Annotated in this window: 23 protein-coding genes and 2 pseudogenes; 13 read left to right on the top strand and 12 right to left on the bottom strand. The window is 36.3% G+C overall.

Features of this window, described 5'->3' with window-relative positions; translation table 11 throughout:
* Positions 1-379 precede the first annotated feature (379 nt).
* Positions 380-763, top strand: a pseudogene (locus tag MKY78_RS13380) (ATP-binding protein); the annotation flags it as partial.
* 119 nt (positions 764-882) lie between these two features.
* On the opposite strand, the pseudogene MKY78_RS13375 reads toward MKY78_RS13380, so the two are convergent.
* Together MKY78_RS13375 and MKY78_RS13370 are read right to left on the bottom strand one after the other, a co-directional pair.
* Positions 883-2,448: pseudogene (locus MKY78_RS13375) on the bottom strand (IS1182 family transposase); the annotation flags it as partial.
* Positions 2,449-2,703: 255 nt separating this feature from the next.
* The gene (locus MKY78_RS13370) at positions 2,704-3,309 is read right to left on the bottom strand and encodes a hypothetical protein (RefSeq protein ID WP_339213347.1); all 606 of its coding nucleotides are present in this window, start codon (positions 3,307-3,309) and stop codon (positions 2,704-2,706) included.
* 522 nt (positions 3,310-3,831) lie between these two features.
* Between MKY78_RS13370 and MKY78_RS13365 the strand changes: the two genes are divergently transcribed.
* The 6 genes from MKY78_RS13365 (at position 3,832) to MKY78_RS13340 (ending at position 8,493) form a co-directional block, all read left to right on the top strand.
* Positions 3,832-4,548 (top strand): metallophosphoesterase family protein, encoded by a 717-nt coding sequence (locus tag MKY78_RS13365; RefSeq protein WP_339213345.1) that lies wholly within the window; start codon positions 3,832-3,834, stop codon positions 4,546-4,548.
* A 110-nt stretch (positions 4,549-4,658) separates the two neighbouring features.
* Complete coding sequence (locus MKY78_RS13360) at positions 4,659-5,372, top strand: YdcF family protein (RefSeq protein ID WP_339213343.1); 714 nt, start codon at positions 4,659-4,661, stop codon at positions 5,370-5,372.
* A 127-nt stretch (positions 5,373-5,499) separates the two neighbouring features.
* Positions 5,500-6,051, top strand: coding sequence for a DUF6431 domain-containing protein (locus MKY78_RS13355; protein ID WP_339213341.1), 552 nt, complete (start codon positions 5,500-5,502; stop codon positions 6,049-6,051).
* A gap of 114 nt (positions 6,052-6,165) precedes the next feature.
* Complete coding sequence (locus MKY78_RS13350; protein WP_339213339.1) at positions 6,166-7,437, top strand: IS481 family transposase; 1,272 nt, start codon at positions 6,166-6,168, stop codon at positions 7,435-7,437.
* Positions 7,430-8,230, top strand: coding sequence for an AAA family ATPase (locus MKY78_RS13345; RefSeq protein WP_339213337.1), 801 nt, complete (start codon positions 7,430-7,432; stop codon positions 8,228-8,230). The genes MKY78_RS13350 and MKY78_RS13345 overlap by 8 nt, the downstream gene beginning before the upstream one ends.
* Positions 8,227-8,493, top strand: a complete 267-nt coding sequence (locus tag MKY78_RS13340) for a DUF5348 domain-containing protein (protein ID WP_339213335.1) — start codon at positions 8,227-8,229, stop codon at positions 8,491-8,493. The genes MKY78_RS13345 and MKY78_RS13340 overlap by 4 nt, the downstream gene beginning before the upstream one ends.
* Positions 8,494-8,804: 311 nt before the next feature.
* Here MKY78_RS13340 and MKY78_RS13335 read toward each other — a convergent pair whose 3' ends face one another.
* The 6 genes from MKY78_RS13335 to MKY78_RS13310 all read right to left on the bottom strand — a co-directional run bounded on the left by MKY78_RS13335 (position 8,805) and on the right by MKY78_RS13310 (position 13,793).
* The gene (locus MKY78_RS13335; RefSeq protein WP_339213333.1) at positions 8,805-9,215 is read right to left on the bottom strand and encodes a hypothetical protein; all 411 of its coding nucleotides are present in this window, start codon (positions 9,213-9,215) and stop codon (positions 8,805-8,807) included.
* Between the two features lie 373 nt (positions 9,216-9,588).
* On the bottom strand, positions 9,589-10,059 hold the full coding sequence (locus MKY78_RS13330; RefSeq protein WP_339213331.1) for a hypothetical protein: 471 nt from the start codon (positions 10,057-10,059) through the stop codon (positions 9,589-9,591).
* A 19-nt stretch (positions 10,060-10,078) separates the two neighbouring features.
* Positions 10,079-10,594 carry a hypothetical protein gene (locus MKY78_RS13325; RefSeq protein WP_339213329.1) on the bottom strand — a complete coding sequence of 172 codons (516 nt, stop codon included), beginning with the start codon at positions 10,592-10,594 and terminating at the stop codon, positions 10,079-10,081.
* Positions 10,595-10,789: 195 nt separating this feature from the next.
* Positions 10,790-11,905: an IS4 family transposase gene (locus MKY78_RS13320; protein ID WP_339213018.1), complete on the bottom strand. Its 1,116-nt coding sequence runs from the start codon at positions 11,903-11,905 to the stop codon at positions 10,790-10,792.
* A gap of 854 nt (positions 11,906-12,759) precedes the next feature.
* The gene (locus MKY78_RS13315) at positions 12,760-13,377 is read right to left on the bottom strand and encodes a hypothetical protein (protein ID WP_339213327.1); all 618 of its coding nucleotides are present in this window, start codon (positions 13,375-13,377) and stop codon (positions 12,760-12,762) included.
* A 32-nt stretch (positions 13,378-13,409) separates the two neighbouring features.
* The gene (locus MKY78_RS13310) at positions 13,410-13,793 is read right to left on the bottom strand and encodes a toxin Cry1Ac domain D-VI-related protein (RefSeq protein WP_339213325.1); all 384 of its coding nucleotides are present in this window, start codon (positions 13,791-13,793) and stop codon (positions 13,410-13,412) included.
* Positions 13,794-14,015: 222 nt separating this feature from the next.
* Between MKY78_RS13310 and MKY78_RS13305 the strand changes: the two genes are divergently transcribed.
* Entirely contained in the window at positions 14,016-14,357 is a 342-nt protein-coding gene (locus MKY78_RS13305; RefSeq protein WP_339213323.1) for a hypothetical protein, read from the top strand.
* Positions 14,358-14,540: 183 nt separating this feature from the next.
* Here MKY78_RS13305 and MKY78_RS13300 read toward each other — a convergent pair whose 3' ends face one another.
* Positions 14,541-15,101, bottom strand: coding sequence for a sce7726 family protein (locus tag MKY78_RS13300; protein ID WP_339217909.1), 561 nt, complete (start codon positions 15,099-15,101; stop codon positions 14,541-14,543).
* A gap of 257 nt (positions 15,102-15,358) precedes the next feature.
* On the opposite strand from MKY78_RS13300, the gene MKY78_RS13295 reads away from it, so the two are divergent.
* Entirely contained in the window at positions 15,359-16,084 is a 726-nt protein-coding gene (locus MKY78_RS13295; RefSeq protein WP_339213321.1) for a hypothetical protein, read from the top strand.
* Between the two features lie 168 nt (positions 16,085-16,252).
* On the opposite strand, the gene MKY78_RS13290 is transcribed toward MKY78_RS13295, so the two are convergent.
* Both MKY78_RS13290 and MKY78_RS13285 read right to left on the bottom strand, forming a co-directional pair.
* Positions 16,253-17,158, bottom strand: a complete 906-nt coding sequence (locus MKY78_RS13290; RefSeq protein WP_339213319.1) for a DnaD domain protein — start codon at positions 17,156-17,158, stop codon at positions 16,253-16,255.
* 74 nt (positions 17,159-17,232) lie between these two features.
* Complete coding sequence (locus tag MKY78_RS13285; RefSeq protein ID WP_339213317.1) at positions 17,233-17,793, bottom strand: sigma-70 family RNA polymerase sigma factor; 561 nt, start codon at positions 17,791-17,793, stop codon at positions 17,233-17,235.
* Positions 17,794-18,039: 246 nt separating this feature from the next.
* Between MKY78_RS13285 and MKY78_RS13280 the strand changes: the two genes are divergently transcribed.
* Positions 18,040-18,291, top strand: coding sequence for a helix-turn-helix transcriptional regulator (locus MKY78_RS13280; protein ID WP_339213315.1), 252 nt, complete (start codon positions 18,040-18,042; stop codon positions 18,289-18,291).
* 92 nt (positions 18,292-18,383) lie between these two features.
* Positions 18,384-18,881, top strand: a complete 498-nt coding sequence (locus MKY78_RS13275) for a competence protein ComK (RefSeq protein WP_339213313.1) — start codon at positions 18,384-18,386, stop codon at positions 18,879-18,881.
* A gap of 54 nt (positions 18,882-18,935) precedes the next feature.
* Here the strand turns inward: MKY78_RS13275 and MKY78_RS13270 are convergent, their stop codons facing one another.
* Positions 18,936-19,115: a hypothetical protein gene (locus tag MKY78_RS13270; RefSeq protein WP_339213311.1), complete on the bottom strand. Its 180-nt coding sequence runs from the start codon at positions 19,113-19,115 to the stop codon at positions 18,936-18,938.
* On the opposite strand from MKY78_RS13270, the gene MKY78_RS13265 reads away from it, so the two are divergent.
* Entirely contained in the window at positions 19,107-19,301 is a 195-nt protein-coding gene (locus tag MKY78_RS13265; RefSeq protein WP_339213309.1) for a hypothetical protein, read from the top strand. The two genes, MKY78_RS13270 and MKY78_RS13265, sit on opposite strands and share 9 nt — an antisense overlap.
* Complete coding sequence (gene tnpB, locus MKY78_RS13260) at positions 19,298-19,651, top strand: IS66 family insertion sequence element accessory protein TnpB (RefSeq protein ID WP_251517995.1); 354 nt, start codon at positions 19,298-19,300, stop codon at positions 19,649-19,651. The genes MKY78_RS13265 and tnpB overlap by 4 nt, the downstream gene beginning before the upstream one ends.
* Positions 19,652-19,659: the final 8 nt, after the last annotated feature.

The following is a 19,659-nucleotide window of genomic DNA, read 5'->3' as shown; positions in this document are numbered from 1 at the left end:
CCTTCATAATATCCATGAAGGGAAATATTACTCCGAGTTACAATTGTTTAGTAGTCATATTGAGAAACTAAAGGAAGAAATGCTTCTATGTGAAAATCCTGAACTTTAAAGAATTATTAAGGAGAAAATCACCTTTATAAACAACATAATTAAACATTTAGATAGAGAAACAATATAAAAAATCTCTCTTATCTTGGACTGCCCCTCAATAACAAATGGGGGTGCTTTTTTATGCCAAAATCCTCTCTCACATATTCTGGAATATTTTCCACATACTAAGACTACTAGTTCATTACATAGTAGAGGTTCATATGTGGAAAAGGAAACAGGATAACAAGAAAAAAAACATTCCAAGGGGACATCCACTTTTTCCATGAAATTGGAACAACTAAGGGATTTATATGATCGAAATGACTTAGCAATGATATTGATCGGAATGCCTGGAATTGAGAAAAGATTAGCTCGATATCCTCAACTTTATTCCAGAATTGGATTTGCCCATGAGTTTGATAAACTCAGTAAAGATGAAGCTCATCATATTTTGGAGTATAAATGGGAAGAGTTAGGACTTTCTATAAAACTTGAAGATTTTTCTGATTACGAAGCAATAACTAGTATTATTAAGATTACTGGAGGAAACTTCAGGCTTATACAAAGACTCTTCACCCAGATTGAAAGGATACTTGAAATTAATAATCTTGAAACCATTACAACAGAAGTTGTTGAAGCTGCACGAGACAGTTTAGTTATCGGAATCAAGTAATTATTAAGAGGCTGGGACATAACCAGCCAAAAAAAGTGAAAAATGGTTCCAATCACTAAAAATAGATGATTGGAACCATTTTTCTTTGGATTATTTCTGTATTCATGTGTTTGAACTATGTTCATAGCGGTATATTTTCTTAGGTTTACCGCCATGAACGCAAATCCTAATTCATTTTTCACTTTCTCTTTTCCCCTTACGGAAAAACGGGTGAAACCCAAATTAGCCTTCAGAAAACCGAACACTGGTTCCACATCGATTTTACGTTTCCCATAAATCTCACCAGTCTTCTCGTCTGAAAGCTTTGTACGTACATATTCTTTTTGTGATTCCCACTTTTCATTGATGTAGATCTTTCGATTGTTCCCTTCTTTCGCTTTGGTGCACAGATGACGGAGTGGGCAACCTAAACAGTCTTCGCATTCATACACTTTAACTTCTCTTGTAAACCCATATCTGTCTTTTCGTTTGGAATAATAACGAAACGATACGTTGCGGCCATTCGGACATTGATAGAAGTCCTCTTCCTCGTTGTACTCCCAATTGTCCACATGAAAGGCGTTGTTTTTGTGCTTCTTTTTCTTCTCTTTTCGATATTGATTGTATGTAATGAGTGGAGTTCGATTTCGTTTTTGGATGATATCTTCATAATTCTGTTCACTGCCATATCCTGCATCCGCCACAATGTAATCTGGCAGTTTAAAAAAGGATTCTTCTATTGTATTAAGAAATGGAATCAAGGTTCGTGTATCGGTTGGATTTGGAAAGACATCGTAAGCGAGTGCATACTGACCCTCTGTAGCTAATTGTACATTGTAACCAGCTTTCCGTTGCCCGTTCTTCATATAATCATCTTTCATTCGCATAAATGTCGCATCTGGATCGGTTTTCGAATAACTATTCCGTTCCCCAAATAGCTCCATGTCGCTTTGGTATTTTTGTTTACGTGTGATAAAATCTATTAACTGCTTACGGGCCTGTTTGGGTAGTTTGCGCTCTGAACGGATTTTTTTACGTTCACTCCCAACCTCACAAGTTTCGATTTTTTCATCGTATTCTCCTATCTTTTCGTCTAACTTTTCCACTATCTCTTTCATTTCCTCAACGGAGAGCTCTTCCTCATTCTCGAGTTCCATAGCTGGGATAATTTCCTTTTCCAATAATTCATTATAAAGTTGATTGGACTTTTCTATTAACTTGTTACTATATTTTTCAACGGATTTGCGCCAGACAAAGGTAAACTTATTTGCGTTTGCCTCAATCTTCGTTCCATCAATAAAAATTGCTTCTTCCTCAATCAATTCTTTTTCTACGAGCTGGTTCCGAAATTGCACAAAGCATTCGCGCAAGAGATTTTCAATGAGTGGATTGGAACGAAAACGATTGATGGTGCGATAGCTTGGTTCATCACCTTGAGCCAACCACATCATACGAATACTGTCTCCTAGTAATGCTTCTATTTTACGACCAGAAAATGCAGATTGGGTATAGCCACACAAAATAATCTTCAACATCATACGAGGATGATAGGCAGGACGCCCTGTTTGACGTAGGAATTCATCGAAAGCTTCATCAGGTATGGATTCGACAAGATCATGGATCGCAAACGCAATATCATTTTCTTTTAATTTGATTTCCAAATCTAGCGGCAAAACTACTTGATTCATGTTATAATATTTAAACATAAGGATACCTCCGATAAAGTTATGGTGTGGTTACTTTAATTTTATCAAATGGTGTCCTTTTTGTGTGCAAAAAAAACAGGTACTATCCATTTTTTGGGATAGTACCTGTTTTTTAATACTGGGGTTTTGTCCCAGCCTCTTTTATTTCATTCAAGAGCTAATTTCTGTTCCCATTCTATCAATTTAACTTCAGGTCAATCATTTTCAAAATTTAAGCATATGTTTAAAATAACCTATAAATTATCTACCAACTACCTAACTTCCTATATCACTATCTAATTTTTTTATAAAATCTAACCAAGGTTTACTTCCTTTAAAATCCCTTTTGTTTTTTATCGACTCATTTATATATGTGTTTTCTAATATTTCTATTACTTTATCATAATAAGATGTAATTACTTGGTTACTTTCTAATAGTTCTAATTCTTCTTGGTTAAATTCGTGAATTTTATTTTGATCGTAATCTGTATCTACTAACTTTTCATGAATAGCATGAAGATTATTCTGCACTTGGATAAGCCTACTTTCAGGAATCGTTGCATCCAATATTAATTCTTCTTCATCTTCAATAAATTCATTATAATTATTTTGAAAGTCATTCAAATACTGGGAGGTTTGTATTACAGTAGTTTCTAATTTCTCTAACTCATTTAATGATATTTCTCTGGTAGATATCACGTCTTCTAATTGAATATTTATTGTTTTTATGTTACTTGCAAATTGAGTTAAAGGTTCACTAATACTATTTTTAATATACATTTCCTGTAAGTTGTTATTATTATTTTTGATCATAACAAGTAATGTAATTAACGTAACTAAAAATACAAATAGTAAGATAGAGATCAGTTTAGTTTTATTCATCTATATTCTCTCCAAAAACAATTACTAAAATTATGTTCAGGTGCAAGTGCACACAGAATAGAAGCTTAATAAATAATGCTATCGGTTTTCTTCTTCTCATTGCATCACTAATTAGCCCGACAATGAGCTTCCCCGCAGCAAGGCCAATTAACACGCAGTTAAACCTAACTGCACAAGTGATAGTTGGACATTCAGTTCTTGGGAAAATTCCGGAAAACTCGATAAGTACATATCTATATGAAATGGCCCTACATACACAACAAACCAAGCCAAAAGAGTCAACCCTAATCGCCGCTTCGCTTACCTTTTGGATTCTTCATAACAACATCAAGTTTCTCGTGTTGTAAAACAATCCTCTCCTAATAAATACATTATAATAGTTTCGGTTGGGCGAAGTAAACGGTGGAAATGGGGACAGGTTAGCTTCCCTACTGGCACGATAACCCAATCCTCTGTCCCTTCTTCTTTTTTTCCAAAAATTAGTATACACTAAAATCAAAGCTATTAAAGGGGGAAGCTAGTTTGTCAAAGATTGCTATCATTTCAGATATTCATGGTAATTTAACGGCTTTAAAGGCGGTTCTTGCGGATATTGAAAAGCGTGGTGTTGATCAGATATTTTGCTTAGGGGATTTGGTTGGAAAGGGGCCGCGTGGTTCGGAATGTATTGAACTGGTTCAACAGCATTGTGATCAAGTCATTTATGGTAATTGGGATGTATTTATTCGGGATGAGATTGATCATGAATCGATTAATTGGATTCAGAATCGCTTAACAGAAGCCGATTATGAATATCTTGCTTCCTTGCCTTTCTATATTGAATTTGAATTAAACGGCAAACTAGCACGTTGTTTCCACGCATCACCGAGGAGCGTTTTTGAACGAATTGCCCCGGAGTATCATCCTACGGAAAAGTGCTTGTCCCTTTTTGAGAATAGCGAAGAAACCGAGTCCCTTCACTCCACTCGCAAGCCTGATATGGTGTTTTATGGTGATATTCACCTGACCTGGCTTAGAACCTATGATATTGGAATCCTCTGCAATGTAGGAAGTGTCGGCTTAGATGTGGTGGACGCTACCTATGTCATCGTTGATGGTTCGTATGGGACGAATTCGATAAACTTTGTACGTGTCCCTTATGACAGAGAGACAGAGCTTAGGGAAGCAAAGGAATTGGGAATGGTTGGTTATGCGGAATATTATAAAGAGATTATGTATGACCAATTTAGAGATGAATAGGGACTAATAGTCTGACCTACATATTCTGCCCAATAGACTTCAACATATATTCTAGTAAACTACGAAAGGTTGTATTGTATCCTATGTCTATTCTTTTCGGCCTATGTGCAATGAGTTGTTTTCTATATGTTTTTTCCCTTTATTATACAAGTGGGAATATTGATTTTGGCATTATCGTTATTACGATGATGGGAATTATCTTTCTATTATTAGCTATATTTCATCAACGATTTTTTTCTTTATTACGAAAGACAAAATGGCTTCGAAACATGCTCACTGTACTGATCGTGATATCTGTCGTTACGATTGTGTTTCTCGAAATTCTTATATATCAGGCACAAGAGGATCCACTTCCCGATTCCGATGTTCCAATTTTAGTACTCGGTGCTGGCTTAATTAACGGGGAACCATCCCCAGCATTAAAAAGAAGATTAGATAAAGCGTATGAAATCTATCAGCAGCATCCAACCACTATTGTGACCTCTGGAGGAGTGGACTACAATGAGCAAATATCTGAAGGCGAAGCAATGAAAAGGTACTTAGTCTCTCTCGGAGTAGAACCAACGGATGTTATAGTAGAGGATAAGTCAACGAGCACACATGAAAACTTTCTTTTTTCGAAGGAGCTACTCGCACCTTCTGAAGTAAACCCAGAAATCATTGTCGTCACAAATGACTTTCATATGTTTCGGTCCAAAATGATTGGTAGCCGAGTTGGTTTCACCATATATGCAGCACCGTCCAAAACACCAATGCATGTTCTTGTTCAAACCCATATTCGGGAATACTTTGCTATTGTTAATTCGTTTTTGTTTCAGAAATAGCAGTGTAAAGCATCACTTTATCCCATCCAAAATTGGCCTATTTAAATCAAATTCCTCCAGTATGATTACTGTACTTTCCTGACACAATATGCTAAATTTTTTGCATATTATAAGGGGGAGTTTTTTTATGATCATTTCATTTAATTTTGGAATTGGCCTTGAAGAGTATGGGGCAAGGGAAAAAGAGAATGAATTTCCAACATTTGACCGATGCCCCAATTGTAACTGCATTTCACAGGGAAATCTTCATCGTAACGGCTTCTATTGGCGCTATGGAATAGATGAACAAAGGGAACTGCGGATTCCAATTTGTCGTTTCAAATGCTTGGTTTGCAAGGTCAATATCTCTATTTTACCTGATTTTCTTATTCCTTATTTCCAACATACATTACATACGATTATTGATAGGGTACTTCGTTTCTTGGAGGGGAAGAAAGTGAATGAAAGCCGTCAGCAATTAGCCCAGCACGTCAGACGCTTTTATGAACAGCTTCATTGGATACATAGCTTTTTTGTGGATTTAGGGCATCAATTGGGGTTTTCAAAAAGACTCAAAAAAGAAGCCCTAAAATATATGAAAATGATCCTTGATTTTGGAGAATCATCCTTCTTTCGAAGGAGCTGGGGTCATTTATCATCATACTTTATGGGCAAATTAATTTTACCATATTTTTCGTAATAAAAAAATAGTATTAATCCCACATAAGTCTTGCCTATGAAACTATTGATGAAAAAAGTAGAATAAAAGCAATGGATAACCGGTTGTCCTTCTTATAAAAAGGAGGAAAAATTCATGAATGAGAAAACACGGGAAGAAATTGCTTTATTTCGTTATGGCTTGATTGCCCCACTTTTGAATGGGCAAATGAAGCCAAAGGAATATTTTCAAGAAATGGAGGGGAAAATCCACCAGGTTCCTTACTATGGGAAACGGAAGGTTGCAGCTAAAACCATGCAAGAATGGCTTCTTCATTACCGTAGGAATGGTTTTGATGCTTTGAAACCAAAAAGGCGTTCCGATCGTGGGGATTCTAGAAGACTATCGCCAGATGATAAGGATCATATTTTAGAAATACGAAGGGAATTTCTCCATATGCCTGTCAGTGTTTTTTACGACCAACTGATTAAACGTGGGGAAATACAAAAGCACGACGTTTCATACGCCACCATCAATAGGCTCCTAAAAGAACATAAGTTAGCTGGTAGATATCATACGAGCTATCATCCAGAAAAAGAACGGAAACGATTTGCCCACGATAAGGTCAATGTATTGTGGCAGGCGGATTTGTCACACGGTCCATATATTCAAATCAATGGAAAAGCGAAGAAAACGTTTCTTATTGCATATATTGATGACTGTTCCAGGCTTGTACCTTACGCACAATTTTTCTCTTCCGAGAAATTCGATGGATTGCGTGAAGTGACGAGGGAAGCGTTGATACGACGTGGGAAACCGACCATCATTTATGCGGATAACGGCAAAATTTATCGGTCTGATACGCTGCAATATGCATGTGCCCAATTAGGGATTACATTAGCACACACGCAGCCTTATGATCCTAAAAGCAAAGGGAAAATCGAGAGATTATTTAAAACCATACAAACACGTTTTTATCCACTGTTAAAAAGTGATCCGGTTCATTCCCTAGAGGAATTAAATGAACGTTTTTGGCAGTGGCTTGAGGAGGATTACCACCGAAAGCCACATGCCTCTCTAGATGGGAAAACACCACACGAAGTGTTCCATTCCCAACTAGATCATATCACATTTTTAGAGGACCTATCCATTTTAGATACCATTTTCTTAAAACGGGCAGAAAGAAAGGTAAAATTGGATGGTACAATTACGTTGGACAAACAATTATACGAGGTACCCTCTCACTATATTGGTCAAAAGATTGAAGTTAGAATGGATGAACAAGCTGTCTATATTTTCAAGGATGGAAAGAAGGTAGTAGAAGCCGTTCCAGTCTCTATGCATGACAACGCTCATATTAAGCGAAGACAATCGCCATTCGCCGTATCGGAAACAACAGATCAGGGGGAGGAAATGAATCGTGTATAAATCATTTTATTCCCTAGCAAAAACACCATTTTCCAAAGATATGAACCAAGCAGAAGCCTTCCCGTCCGCAGGATATCAGGAGGCATTGAATGGACTGGAATATTTACGGAAATCCAAAGGGATTGGGTTAGTTATCGGCGATCCCGGTGCTGGAAAGACATTTACTTTGCGGTCATTTAAGGAGTCCCTTAACCCAGCATTATATCATGTGGTTTACTTCCCATTGTCTACGGGTGGCGTGATGGACTTTTATCGGGGATTGGCTTACGGTTTGGGGGAGGATCCGAAGTTTCGTAAAGTGGATCTGTTTCGCCAAATCCAACAAGGAATTGAACGAATGGATCAGGAACGCAAGGTTACACCTGTCTTTATTCTAGATGAGATGCATATGGCAAAAGATGCCTTTTTACAGGATCTAGCTATTCTTTTTAACTTTCAGATGGATTCAACGAATCCTTTTATCCTTATATTAGCGGGCTTGCCACATTTAAAAACGCGACTGAATCTGAATCACCATCGACCATTAGCCCAACGAGTCATCATGAGGTATCAACTACAGCCATTAAGTAAAGAGGATGTATCCGCCTATATTGATCACCATTTGAAAATGGCAGGATCCAAAATGCCTATTTTCACAGCAACTGCCTTTGAGGCAATCGCTCTACGGTCCCAAGGATGGCCTCGAGTTATTAATACATTAACTATCAATAGCCTTTTATATGGGGCGCAACTGAAGAAAGAACAAATAGATGAAGAAATTGTTCGCCTGGCTGCCGAAGAGGGTGGTTTATGATGCGTCGTGGAATCATGTTTTTTGATTTTGGTAAGCAAGAATGGAATATATGGATTGGTCAGCAAGCCTATGAAATAGTACAAGGAATGTCAGTTGAAATACGTATTCAGAATCGTTATTTTAGAACTTGTATGGAGAAAGATAGCCCTGACTGGTTGATAACGATTGAAAATGAAGTCACATTTACACTCAGCCTATTTGAAGTGTATAGGGTACGTGTTTTACAAATGGATTTAATACCTGCATTTAATCTCCCTTTTTAGGGGGATTTTCTTTCAAATGCGCGTCTGAAAGAATTTGCATATTAATTTTCAAAACTGAATTAAAGTGAAAAAGTCGGCACATTATTTCAGATTTCTAACTGGATTAAAGTGAAATTAGATGTCTGGGATAATGTGCTAATTTACAATAGCAGATAATAGTTTTGGAGTCTTACCCCTTGTGACTAGGATAAAAGAAAACACCACTTCCCTGTGAAATAACTCGGGAAGTGGTGTCTGGTTTTATCAAAATCAACTACTTAGCGAAGTACTATGAAATTTCTTTCTAACCAAAAGATTATTTAACCCTATGTCTATTCTTCATATTGCTTTAAAGCAAGTCTCTTTCTTAATTCACTTGCCGCAAATTGGGGATCATTAAATCGTTTAAATTGATTCTTGACACCAATAGACATACGCTCAGTTGATATATTATCTTCAATCAAGCCACGAACTTTGAGTAAATCTGCTGCTTTTTTCTCCTTTTGGAAGAACCCAAAGTTAACCATATATTTTTCTCCCTTCATGAATATATAATCTTTTCCTAAGATAAAGGCTATTATTAAAATAGAATAGTTAGCATTTGCTATTATATTTGTACAGACAGACTTCCAGCAATTACTTTTATCACTATTTTTCTCGAGTTTTAGAAAGAATTGCTCCTCGAGTTTTGAGTAATAGGATTGTGCAGCAACAACGATATTCTCAAGATTTGTTTCATCCAAAAGAGCTTCTTCTATATCTCTTATTTCTTGTGCCGTTAAAGCTTCCCGTTTGATGAAATGTTACTAAATAAAATTTCCTTATAATAAAATGTCTTTCAGTCTGTGAAATCTACGTCTATCACAAAACTATTAATTAGTTCGAAAGCAGACGTATCCAAAATAGGTCACCTTCCTCTTACTCTTTTTGGATTCCTTTATTAAAAACTCAAATGGGTACTTTATAAGGATAAATCTACTAAAAGTAGTAGTGATTTTTATTCTATTGGTGTCACAACTTAAAATACATTGGAATTATTAGAGAAATAGGGAATAAGTTAAGGAAATCGCCACTATAAAAGCAGGTAATTAATTGAATTACCTGCTTTTATAGATATCAACTTATAGTAGATATAGTGATTATAGGCTCTTGTTCACTCAGTACATCAATCATAAATTCCGATGTTATATACAAATGATGTTCAACAGAGGGATGGATATCAAATAAAATAGGATTAATCCCATCATACCAGGATAAGTAAGACGAATTCTTTACTTTATAAAAAGTTGGCTCGTAAGTTAATTTACTTAATCCCTGTGTTTCTCTCTCTTTCCCTACTCTTGAAATAAGCTTTTCAATATCTGTCCTGGCTATTTCATCAAGAATGCGAAACGTAATGATTGAATTAAGATTAGATTTATTTTTCCCGTAAGTGAAGATATACTCCTTTGAACCATTGAATTCCTCAAATACGAGTATAAAATCCCCTTCATAATGCATGTATGCTAAGTTCATTGGATTATCAAATCTACTAAAAGGATTATTTGTAAGAGGCTCCCAAACCATTAATTTTCCTTTTTCCAACATACATCCTCCTCCTATGAATCTAGTCTCCTAAAAATCTAATCTTATAATTTTGAAATGATATAGTAGGTCTTTGTTGACCATCAGTTTTACTAGTACTTCTATATAAAACTGCAACACCATCAGTTCCATATTTTCTATGAATTATCTCGCCATTTTTCACTTCCGATATTACTTCATAGTTTCTACCACCGATTTTATTAAACTCTTCATTAGCTTTATTCCTATTTCCACTGTTATGGTATTGTCGAGTTCCCCCACGAGTTTTTCCTACATAAGTTGAACGCCCAAGTATTGCAGTATAATCACCCAAAAGACTAGCTTTTTTAACTGCATTAGTACTTATATGGTCTTCTTCACTAGGAACGATACTTTCTGAAGAGATATCTTTTTTAGATAAATTTACATTTTTACCATCAGTAAGTATCTCATTCAAATCATCAGCAGCAAAACTGACACTAACCGATCCAACCGATAAAAGCAAAGTTAACAATAATGATGTTAAGATTTTAGAAAGAAAACTATTTAACTTTAACATATTATTCCCCCTCGATATGTTTTCGAGTTTATAATAGATATTCGACCACACTAGTGTTGCAAAAATAATGTCGTAATTTTCAGTTTTATTATATCTTCTGTTTAGAGCCAAAAAAGTAAATACCGAATTAAAGGTGGCTCCATCCATTTGGAAATAATTTACAATTAGACCTGTGTGACAACGACAATTTGCTTATTAAGGGACGGATTTGCCTTCAATCTTTCGAAGCCAAATATGCGCTGGTTTCCATAATGCAGCCCTTAAATAACGGCTAATTTGTAGCGTTTTTCGCTTGCTTTTTGTTTCAATTTGCACAAGAACATGAAGGCAAAAAACAATAAGTGCGATAAATACTTGGTTTTGAATCGCCCATTCGCTCTGACCGTAAAACTTCTTAATGCTGAGATGTTGTTTGATCCATTTGAAGAACAATTCAATTGCCCAGCGTGATTTGTACATTTCTGAAATCTCTTCGGCACTTAAATCAAAACGATTTGTAATTAAATGGAGTTCATTTCCCTTTGAATCCAAGACCTTTATCAGGCGAAAATAATTTTCAGCACGGTTTTGTGTAGTACCAATTAAGACCATTTGGTCTGATAAAACAGGCATATTTTCGGGCAACTTAAAGTTGTAAACTTCCCGTATGACTGCGTTTTTCCGCAGCCTTGAAAGGAAAAAGTAGCCCTCGTCGGTCATGCGGTCAAAACGTTCGTAGTCTAAGTAACCACGGTCGAACACATACATGCATTCTTTGTCATCTACCATAATTTCAAGCTGGCCTCGGTCATGTTCTTTTGCAGTTGTCATTACGGCTTTTTCTGGGTAAGAAGTGCCTTTTTCCATAAATACAAGACGCAGATGCAGTTTCACTCCTGCCTTTGTTTTGCGGAATTTTGCCCATTTATGATTCGTCAAATTCAGTGGCAAAGTGCTAGAATCAATAATTTTTAATGGCATTACAAGTTTCGTATAATGCGTTTTGGCATGAATTTGTGATACTAAATCGAGAAACAGTCTTTGGAAAAGGTCGGGATTCAGCCCATTTAATCGTCGTGATAACTGAGAAATACTAATAGAATCAAGGTCGATAGCCCTTTGAAGCTTGTCATCGAAGAGGCAGTCACTTAGTGCATGAAGACTCTCGACTTCCTGTAGCTGTGCAAAAAGCAGTAACTTTAGGAACGACTCTGTCGTTAATTTTTTCGTATAGAAATCTAATTTCAATGTTTTCACCTGTTCTTCAAATAATTGAAAATTAATTGGTGAAAACCATTGTCCAAATGAAGTTTTTCGTGTAATCTTGTCCATGAGATTTGTCCTTTTTAGTGGATTTGGACGGGTTTACCACCTGACTTATCCATTATAAAGGACTTTTTCTTTGCGCAAAACAATAAAATTGAACATTTCGAGTATTTTTAATAATAAAATTAATTTAATGCAACGCTAGTGATTCGACCATAAATTCTAAATTCCTTCTAATTTCTACATGGGAAATATGTTACAAAAATATATCTTTAAAACAATTATTTTATGAACTACTTTCCAAAAAGTATTGTAAAGGTGGCGTAACTCAACATTTTAGATCCTAGATTTCTTGTAAATGACTTAACTTTAAGTGGATAAGTTTAAGAGGATAATTAATGTAGCCTGAGAACAATACTATCGACAACATCAAATAAAGTTATGGAATGTAAACTGTATAATAGTAGTTAAAGCTGATATTACAATACTCCCATTAACTAGGAACACCAATCAGACAATAGCACCTGTCAACACACTTATAAAGGATATTTAAGAACCATTAGCCGCGGAGATGTTTAATATATTTGACCTCCCTTTATGGGATAAAAGCAAGAAACAGTCACTCCCTTTACAAAATTGGAGAGAGAAATTTAATCCAGATAAAAGCTTCACCATTTATACTAAGAAAGATAGGCCTCGATGCTGAATCAAAGTCCTGATTCCCCTAAATCCAAGGTCATCTTTCAGCATGTTATGGAATTAGAGATTGATCAATCTTGTTCTGTTTTAGAAAAGTAGGATTATCGGGCGAGGATGTGTGATAGATGTTTTAGTGGAGAAATCCGTTACAGCCTTATTGTGTTTCAAATTAAATAACAAAGCCTACTAAAAATTTATGCTCTAAGTAGGCTATATTAAAATTACCAATCACACCCATTACATTCAAAGGTTCCTGTTTCCCAAGAACCAACACCATCCTCAGCACCATAATAAGATTTGAATTTACCTTCACCAGTTTTTTTAACATTTGTCACAGAACCAGAAGTAGTTTCCTTTGACTCACTTGGTTTATTGTTGGTTTCTGTCTTATTGCTATTTTCCACATTCGTATTAGATTGTGGTTGTTTACTAGACTGATTATTAGTCTTACTATTATTATTTTCTGAGTTACTCATCGATTTTGATGGTGAACTAATCGTTTTATTGGTATCATTAGACACGTTATTTGAACTGCTAGTTGAAGATTTTTGTTGTTGAACTTGATTTGATTCCTCAGCTTGCACTTCAGCTAACTTCTCAGCTTCTTCTAATTGTTTCTTTTCTTCAGCTAGCGCAATTAATTTATCATTAACTTTATCTAAACGATCTAATAGATGGTCCTTTTTAGGCTTATTTAAAATATCGGAAGTAGATACAGCACGTAATGCCTTATCATAAGAATCTTTATCTATAAGCTTTTCTGCCTGTTCTACAACCTCTGTAATTTTTTTAACCGCAGCATATTGTTTGGAGGATTCCTCTAACGGCACACTTAACATATCATATATAGATTTGTTATAATCTTTGACGTTTAAGTTTTAATTTGCTGTAATGTCACACCATCAACTAAAACATCGTTTTCAAACATCTTGTTGATATCTTTTTGAAGTAGAAACATTTCTTCTACCTGGGCAATTTCCTTTAATAAATCGGATTTTGTATCTTCCTCTACCAGTTTTTCAACTATCTTTATAGCGTTCTCAATCTTTTCTTCACTTAAATCTTCAGCTAATTTATTTTTCCCATTAGTATAAAGATCATCTACAGCTTTCTGTGCATCTTTTAAAGCTTCCATTTTTATCTGCTCAATTCGTTTTATTTCTTGATTTTGAACATGTTTAGTATACGCATAAGCACTAGTCCCTCCTGCTAACAAGAGTAATGCTACTACACTAGCAATGAATTTCCTATTCATACATCCACACCATTATCTATATCGGTATAGTCAAATATATCTTTGTATTTATTATCTCAGAAACCCTACACGAAACAAACAGATTTTATGAATTTTTAAAGTTTGGGAAATGACACTAGAAATCCTGTGAACATCTATAAATCTATTACCTTCGTATAATAATTGACTTATTGGGAATAGTAAATTATTGTCAACACAAAAACTATTGAGGAGTGGGTAATTATGTATAGAATTTCAATAGCACCGTTGAATAGTATTGTAGATGTTGCTAAAAAGAATTCCAAATCTATTGGTACAGAATTAGATTTTCATACAAAATTATATGAAGCAGGGATGGAAGATATACTGAGCCAAGTAGCCTTTCGAAAACTTATTGAATGTGAGATTGAGGAGACTTTGCCACATGTTACAACAAAGTCACAAAGTGCAAATGAAAGAGTAATAAACATCTTTAATCAATTAAATAAACAATTACATGATTCCGAATTAAAATCTTTACTTTTAGACTTAGAAGCAGAGTCTAATAATTTGCATAATATAGAGAGTAAACAGTACTTTATTTAAGGATTTCTCGAGGGCTATAAATTTGTTAAAGAAATATAATAACAAAAAATAAAAAGCCAGAGTCTCAATTTCAAGGAGAGTGTTCAAAACTACTTGACGATTTTCTATCTATTTAATCACCCTAAGCCGATAGAATTTGGAATCAACCACCACATAGAACTCACAGCAAGACAGTTGCCTATCTCACCGCCAGTTTTGACGAGTTTTTAAAGAAAAATATACATGCTGCTGAATAATATTAACATCAGCTTCTTTAGAGAAAATCTCAAGAAGTTGATGTTTTTTTAGCTTTTTCATACTTTTAGGGTATCCAAGTACATCAATCAAATCCTCCAGATCTTTTTTCCATAACAAGCCCAATAAAACGTCTTTATCTTGTGATGTTTGCTTTCTACCTTTTCTTTTTTCAATTAGTCGTGTACCATCTGAGCTAATTACTTTAATTCCCCACCATTTTGGTACCATTTCACAAATTTCTTTATAGTACTTCCGAGATGAAACAATCGTCATACGCTGAAACAATTTATTATAATATTCCATCTGTCTCGGTAATCTATCAAGCGTATCATAGTCACTTTTAATTTCAAACCCATGGATAATTCCTTTAATTACTGCAACATCAATTCTAGATTGACCATTTTGAATTCCTAACTCATTGACAATTCTAGTATCAGGATCATTCTGATATTGAGATTTTAGTTCTTTTAGTAATAAACTTCTTACCCCTGAATCATTTAAAAGCATTATAGTCACCTCTAATATATTATTATCAATAGTTTTTTATTATTTCAAGTCAAAATCCTATTATCATTGATAAAAGTACAACATAAAAGTCACTTTATCCTCTAGTAATTATCTTATTATTATTCCGTTAGATTAGGACAACTTTAAGATAAGAATCTATCCTTTTCAATTGAATAAGACAAACTGCTATAAGCATAGGATTTACTGAGGTGAGGGTAGTGACAACTAAGAGGATACTTATTTGCCCAAGTGATATCATGACTTATTATCATGATGAAATCAAAAGTGATGAAAGAGCTAAAAGGATTATTGACGCAGTTAATGCTAAGAAGAATAGAGTAATTCCACTTGTAGCAGAGGAATTTAGCCCCGAAAAGTATGTACTATTAGAGAACTTCGAGTACTATTCATCCTTATTGAAAATCCGTCCTTATGTACGAGTCCCTTGCCTTGTCTATCCAAAAACTAGTGAAGTAGATCGCCTTATTCAAATATTAAAAGTCACCATTCCTTTAGAAAAAGGAACAAGCTGGCTTTTTAAAAATGAACACATTATGAGACTAGTAGATGTACACAATATGTCAATACGCAATATAGCTAATCTTACCAACTGCTCTATTTCTAAAATTAATAGTTACATTTTAAATAGAGAGATACCAATACATATTAGAGAAGTAGCAATACAAGCTGAAGCAAAAACTGTTTTAGAAAGTATTTGTAAATCTACAGTAATTCCTAAGCCATTAAAACCTATACTCTATGAAAAAGCTATTATTGAAAAAGGAAGCTCCCACCGCTTAAACATCCAAAAACTCCAACTACTTAAGCACTTTTGCTCAGTTACTGAGATTCCCATCTTTATTTTAGATTCACGTTCTTTATTAAAAAGATTAATAGATCAACTAGTCTCCACTAACTTTAACCTTAGCACTCATATGATCAATTTATTGAATAAATTCATTGAAGAAGAAACCGCTTTATAATGGGCTCATCCTCTCACGGGACGGGCTCATCTTTTTCCACTTTGGGCTCATCCTCTCGCGGGACGGGCTCATCTTCTTCCACTTTGGGCTCATCCTCTCTCGCGGGACGGGCTCCTCACATCCTCTCGTATGGCGCATCGCATCCTCTCACCAGGCGTGAAATCACAATCAACTACCCGCCAAATACCGGTCCAACATCTCCCGAACACTCTCCGCACCATCCTCCACTTCAACCTCCATCCGCTTCTCCACCCGGCTCTTACGCTTCTGCTCTATAAACCACTCCGGTACCACTTCCCGTGAGCCCCCAATGCGCTTAGAACCTCCTCGCTCATTCTTCCAAGCCATATCATCCACATGTACTTCCTCCACCGAGCGTATCCCTTTCTTCACCCAAGCCTTCAAAATACTCTTCACATACCCCCAAGATTGCCGGTTCCGCTCGAGCGCACGCTTCATCGCCTCTAGCACCAATTCCTCACCAGAATCTGTAATCCACCCAAGTATCTCCTCCGAGACAAACGGACTTATCACGCCAAAATTCTCCTGGTAAAAAGCAATCGCGTCCATCGTCTTGTCCATACTGTCTACTATTTGACTTGTCTTGTTTTGTTTCATTTCTTTTTGTTTAATTAAAGGGGCCGTACCATGGTCTGTGTGGTAGTTCACCCCGTGGTCCGTCTGCTGGTCCACCTGGTAGTCCGTACCATGGTCCACACTTTGGTCCAAACTATCCATCTGCTCCTCCCCAACTTGACCTTCCTCTTTCACCAAATCCCCACCTTGATACTCCCGAGACAACCGCTTCATCCGATAGATAGGAGACAAATTCCTCCCCCTAGACCTATACTCAATCATCCCCCGCTCCTTCAGTTCCGTACGAGCCCGCTTAAACGAACTATCCGACAACCCCGCCTTTAGCTTTACTACCGTACTTGCCACCGTGAACTCCATTGCCCAGTGAGCCTTATTATTAATGTGCAAAAGCGTATGCCACAGACTCACTGCCGAACCTGAAAGTGGCTCCTGCTCCATCCTGTCATAAAATGCATTAATCTCTCTTATATAATTCATCTATGTATCTTCCTTTCTCTGTATTTTTTGACAGCCCCTCAGGTAGTCTAACACCTAAACCTAAGGGGCTGTCCTTATTTATAACTTCGCAACTTCTTCCTAACTTCTCTTCCCCAACTCTTCACCGCAAATTCTGTTACACCTTCCTGCTCAGCAATTTCACGGATTGACATACCATGGATATACCTCCCCATTACCCACTTCATCTGTTTTTCCGTAAGAAGCGCTGGAAGTTGTTCCAGTAACTCCTCTACTATAACTTCCTCAGCTGCACCATCATTTCTCTCACTCGGAAGTGACATATCCGTTCTCACATGCCGATTTCCAGTAGTTCCTTTCAGCAAGACTTCTTGCCGCATTTTTTCTTTCTTATCTTGTTCCCGCTTTTCTTTACGAATCTTATCGATAAGGTGATTACGGATGGTGTAATTGAAGTAGGTGGACATGGGGCCTTTGTCTGGCTCATATTTCTTAAAAGCCACCCATAGTGCATAAATCCCCTCAACATAATATTCCCGATGTGGATCCTGTAAGTGCAGCTTTTGGATATGGTAGTGGATACGCCTTTCATTCTGTTTGAAAATATCCTCGAATGTAAAACTATTCTCCTGCTCTATGATTTTTACTCCTTTCATGGTTTACTCATGGTCCACAATAGATGAAAATCCGCACTCTTTCAGAAAGGCAAAATAAAGTTTCCGCTATCGAAATGCCAAAACCTCTATACAAAATGACATTATTTCTATAAAAACATCCTGTTTCTCCAGAGAATCTTCACTTTTCCCTAAAATTTCGCAAAGAGAAAAAATCCCAAAAGTGTCCTATAGGACGTGTACCCTATTTGGCCACACCAAGATAATAGATAAAAAAGGAAGATTCCATTGGATGAACAGGTGTATTTTTATCAAAGAATTGGTCAAGCTATTCGGAACCACAGACATGCTGAAGACAAAACACTAGAAGAAATTGCTGGAGACATCGGAATGGATGATAAGCACCTTGGAAGAATTGAAAGAGGAGAGAAGCATCCCAAAGCTATCACTCTCTATAAATTATCTCGTAGATTACAATTTAGTGTTGATGCATTATTTGATGACATACAAAAAGAGCTAGATCTGAAAAAGAGAGAATAAAGCCTCTCTCCTCTCCCACCTAGCACCTAAACAACATCCCTCGAATTTCCTTTCCTCTTCAAACTACATATTCGATTAAAGGAGTGTCGACAATGAAAGAAGTATTCCCTCACCACGACATCACACAAAAGACTCTAGCAATACTTCCATCAAAAAGCATCCATTATGGAGCGCTTGTACTGGAAGAAAACAGAAAAATCCTCGTTAACCAAACACCATTAGAAATACTCAAAACGAATTGCCTCTATTATTTCTCCTCATACGATGGTAGAAGAGAAGCCGTCAGACAACAGCTAGGATATAAACGAAAGGTCCCGATTCCAATTAGTCCTAGTCAACATCTACTCGCCTTTCCAACTCATTCTCCTGAACATTATGATTGTACTTGGCTCTTCTATCACAACATTTTCCAAGTAGTGCCCCATGCTGAATCAAGTCCTGATTCACCGAAATCCAAGGTTATTTTTAAGAGCGGAAAGGAATTAGATATCGATGTGTCTTGCTTTGTTTTGGAAAAGCAGGTTTATCGTGCGGGGATGTGTGAAAGGCGGTTTAGTGGAAAGAGGGGTGGATTTGTTAGTCTTGGTTGATGTGAAGAAATACACCATCACCAGCACCATAGTGGGAATCAAACTTTCCTTCCCCTACTTTCTTAACGTTTGTAATAGTAGATTTATTGATACTTGATGAGTGGTTATTAACGGGGCTTTCAGAAAAGAATGTACTTCATGTGTAAACCCGTAATCAAACAACGCATACAAAAATGAAGCACCTCTTGCTAAGATAGAAATATCAATTGAAGGAGGTGCTTTTCTATGCCACATGAAGAACTAATCATCGTGCCCGTAACACTCCATCCTGAAAAAGAAGAACCTATGTTAGCGACCCCGCCAGTTTCCTCGGCAACTCCTGTTTTTATGATGAAATCAGGCGGCTTTGAACTTTCCTTCTTTAACGGTGTGGATGAGCATATCATTCAAACCGTCATAAGGGAGTTGAGAAATGAATGAGGCAAGATTATACAGACGTCAAGAACATTTATATTGTTTGTGGAAAGACGGATATGAGAAAGGGAATTGACGGACTAGCTACACTAGTTCAAGATAACTTCGAGCTAGATCCCTATGGCGATTCCATCTTCTTATTTTCCGGTTGGAGCAAAGACCGTTATAAATGTTTATATTTTGATGGGGATGGATTCGCCATGCTTTATAAACGTTTAGATAATGGTAAACTTCAGTGGCCTAAAAACGAAAATGAAGTTCGCAATTTATCGCAACAAGAACTTCGTTGGCTCTTGGAAGGGTTAGCTATTCAACAACCAAAAGCAATACAAAAATCTCCAAAAGGTGTTTTTTAACTATTCAT

It is taken from the genome of Ornithinibacillus sp. FSL M8-0202 (genome assembly GCF_037975285.1).
GTDB classification, from domain to species: Bacteria; Bacillota; Bacilli; order Bacillales; family Amphibacillaceae; genus Ornithinibacillus; species Ornithinibacillus massiliensis.
This window is presented reverse-complemented; position numbering and strand designations above follow the sequence as displayed.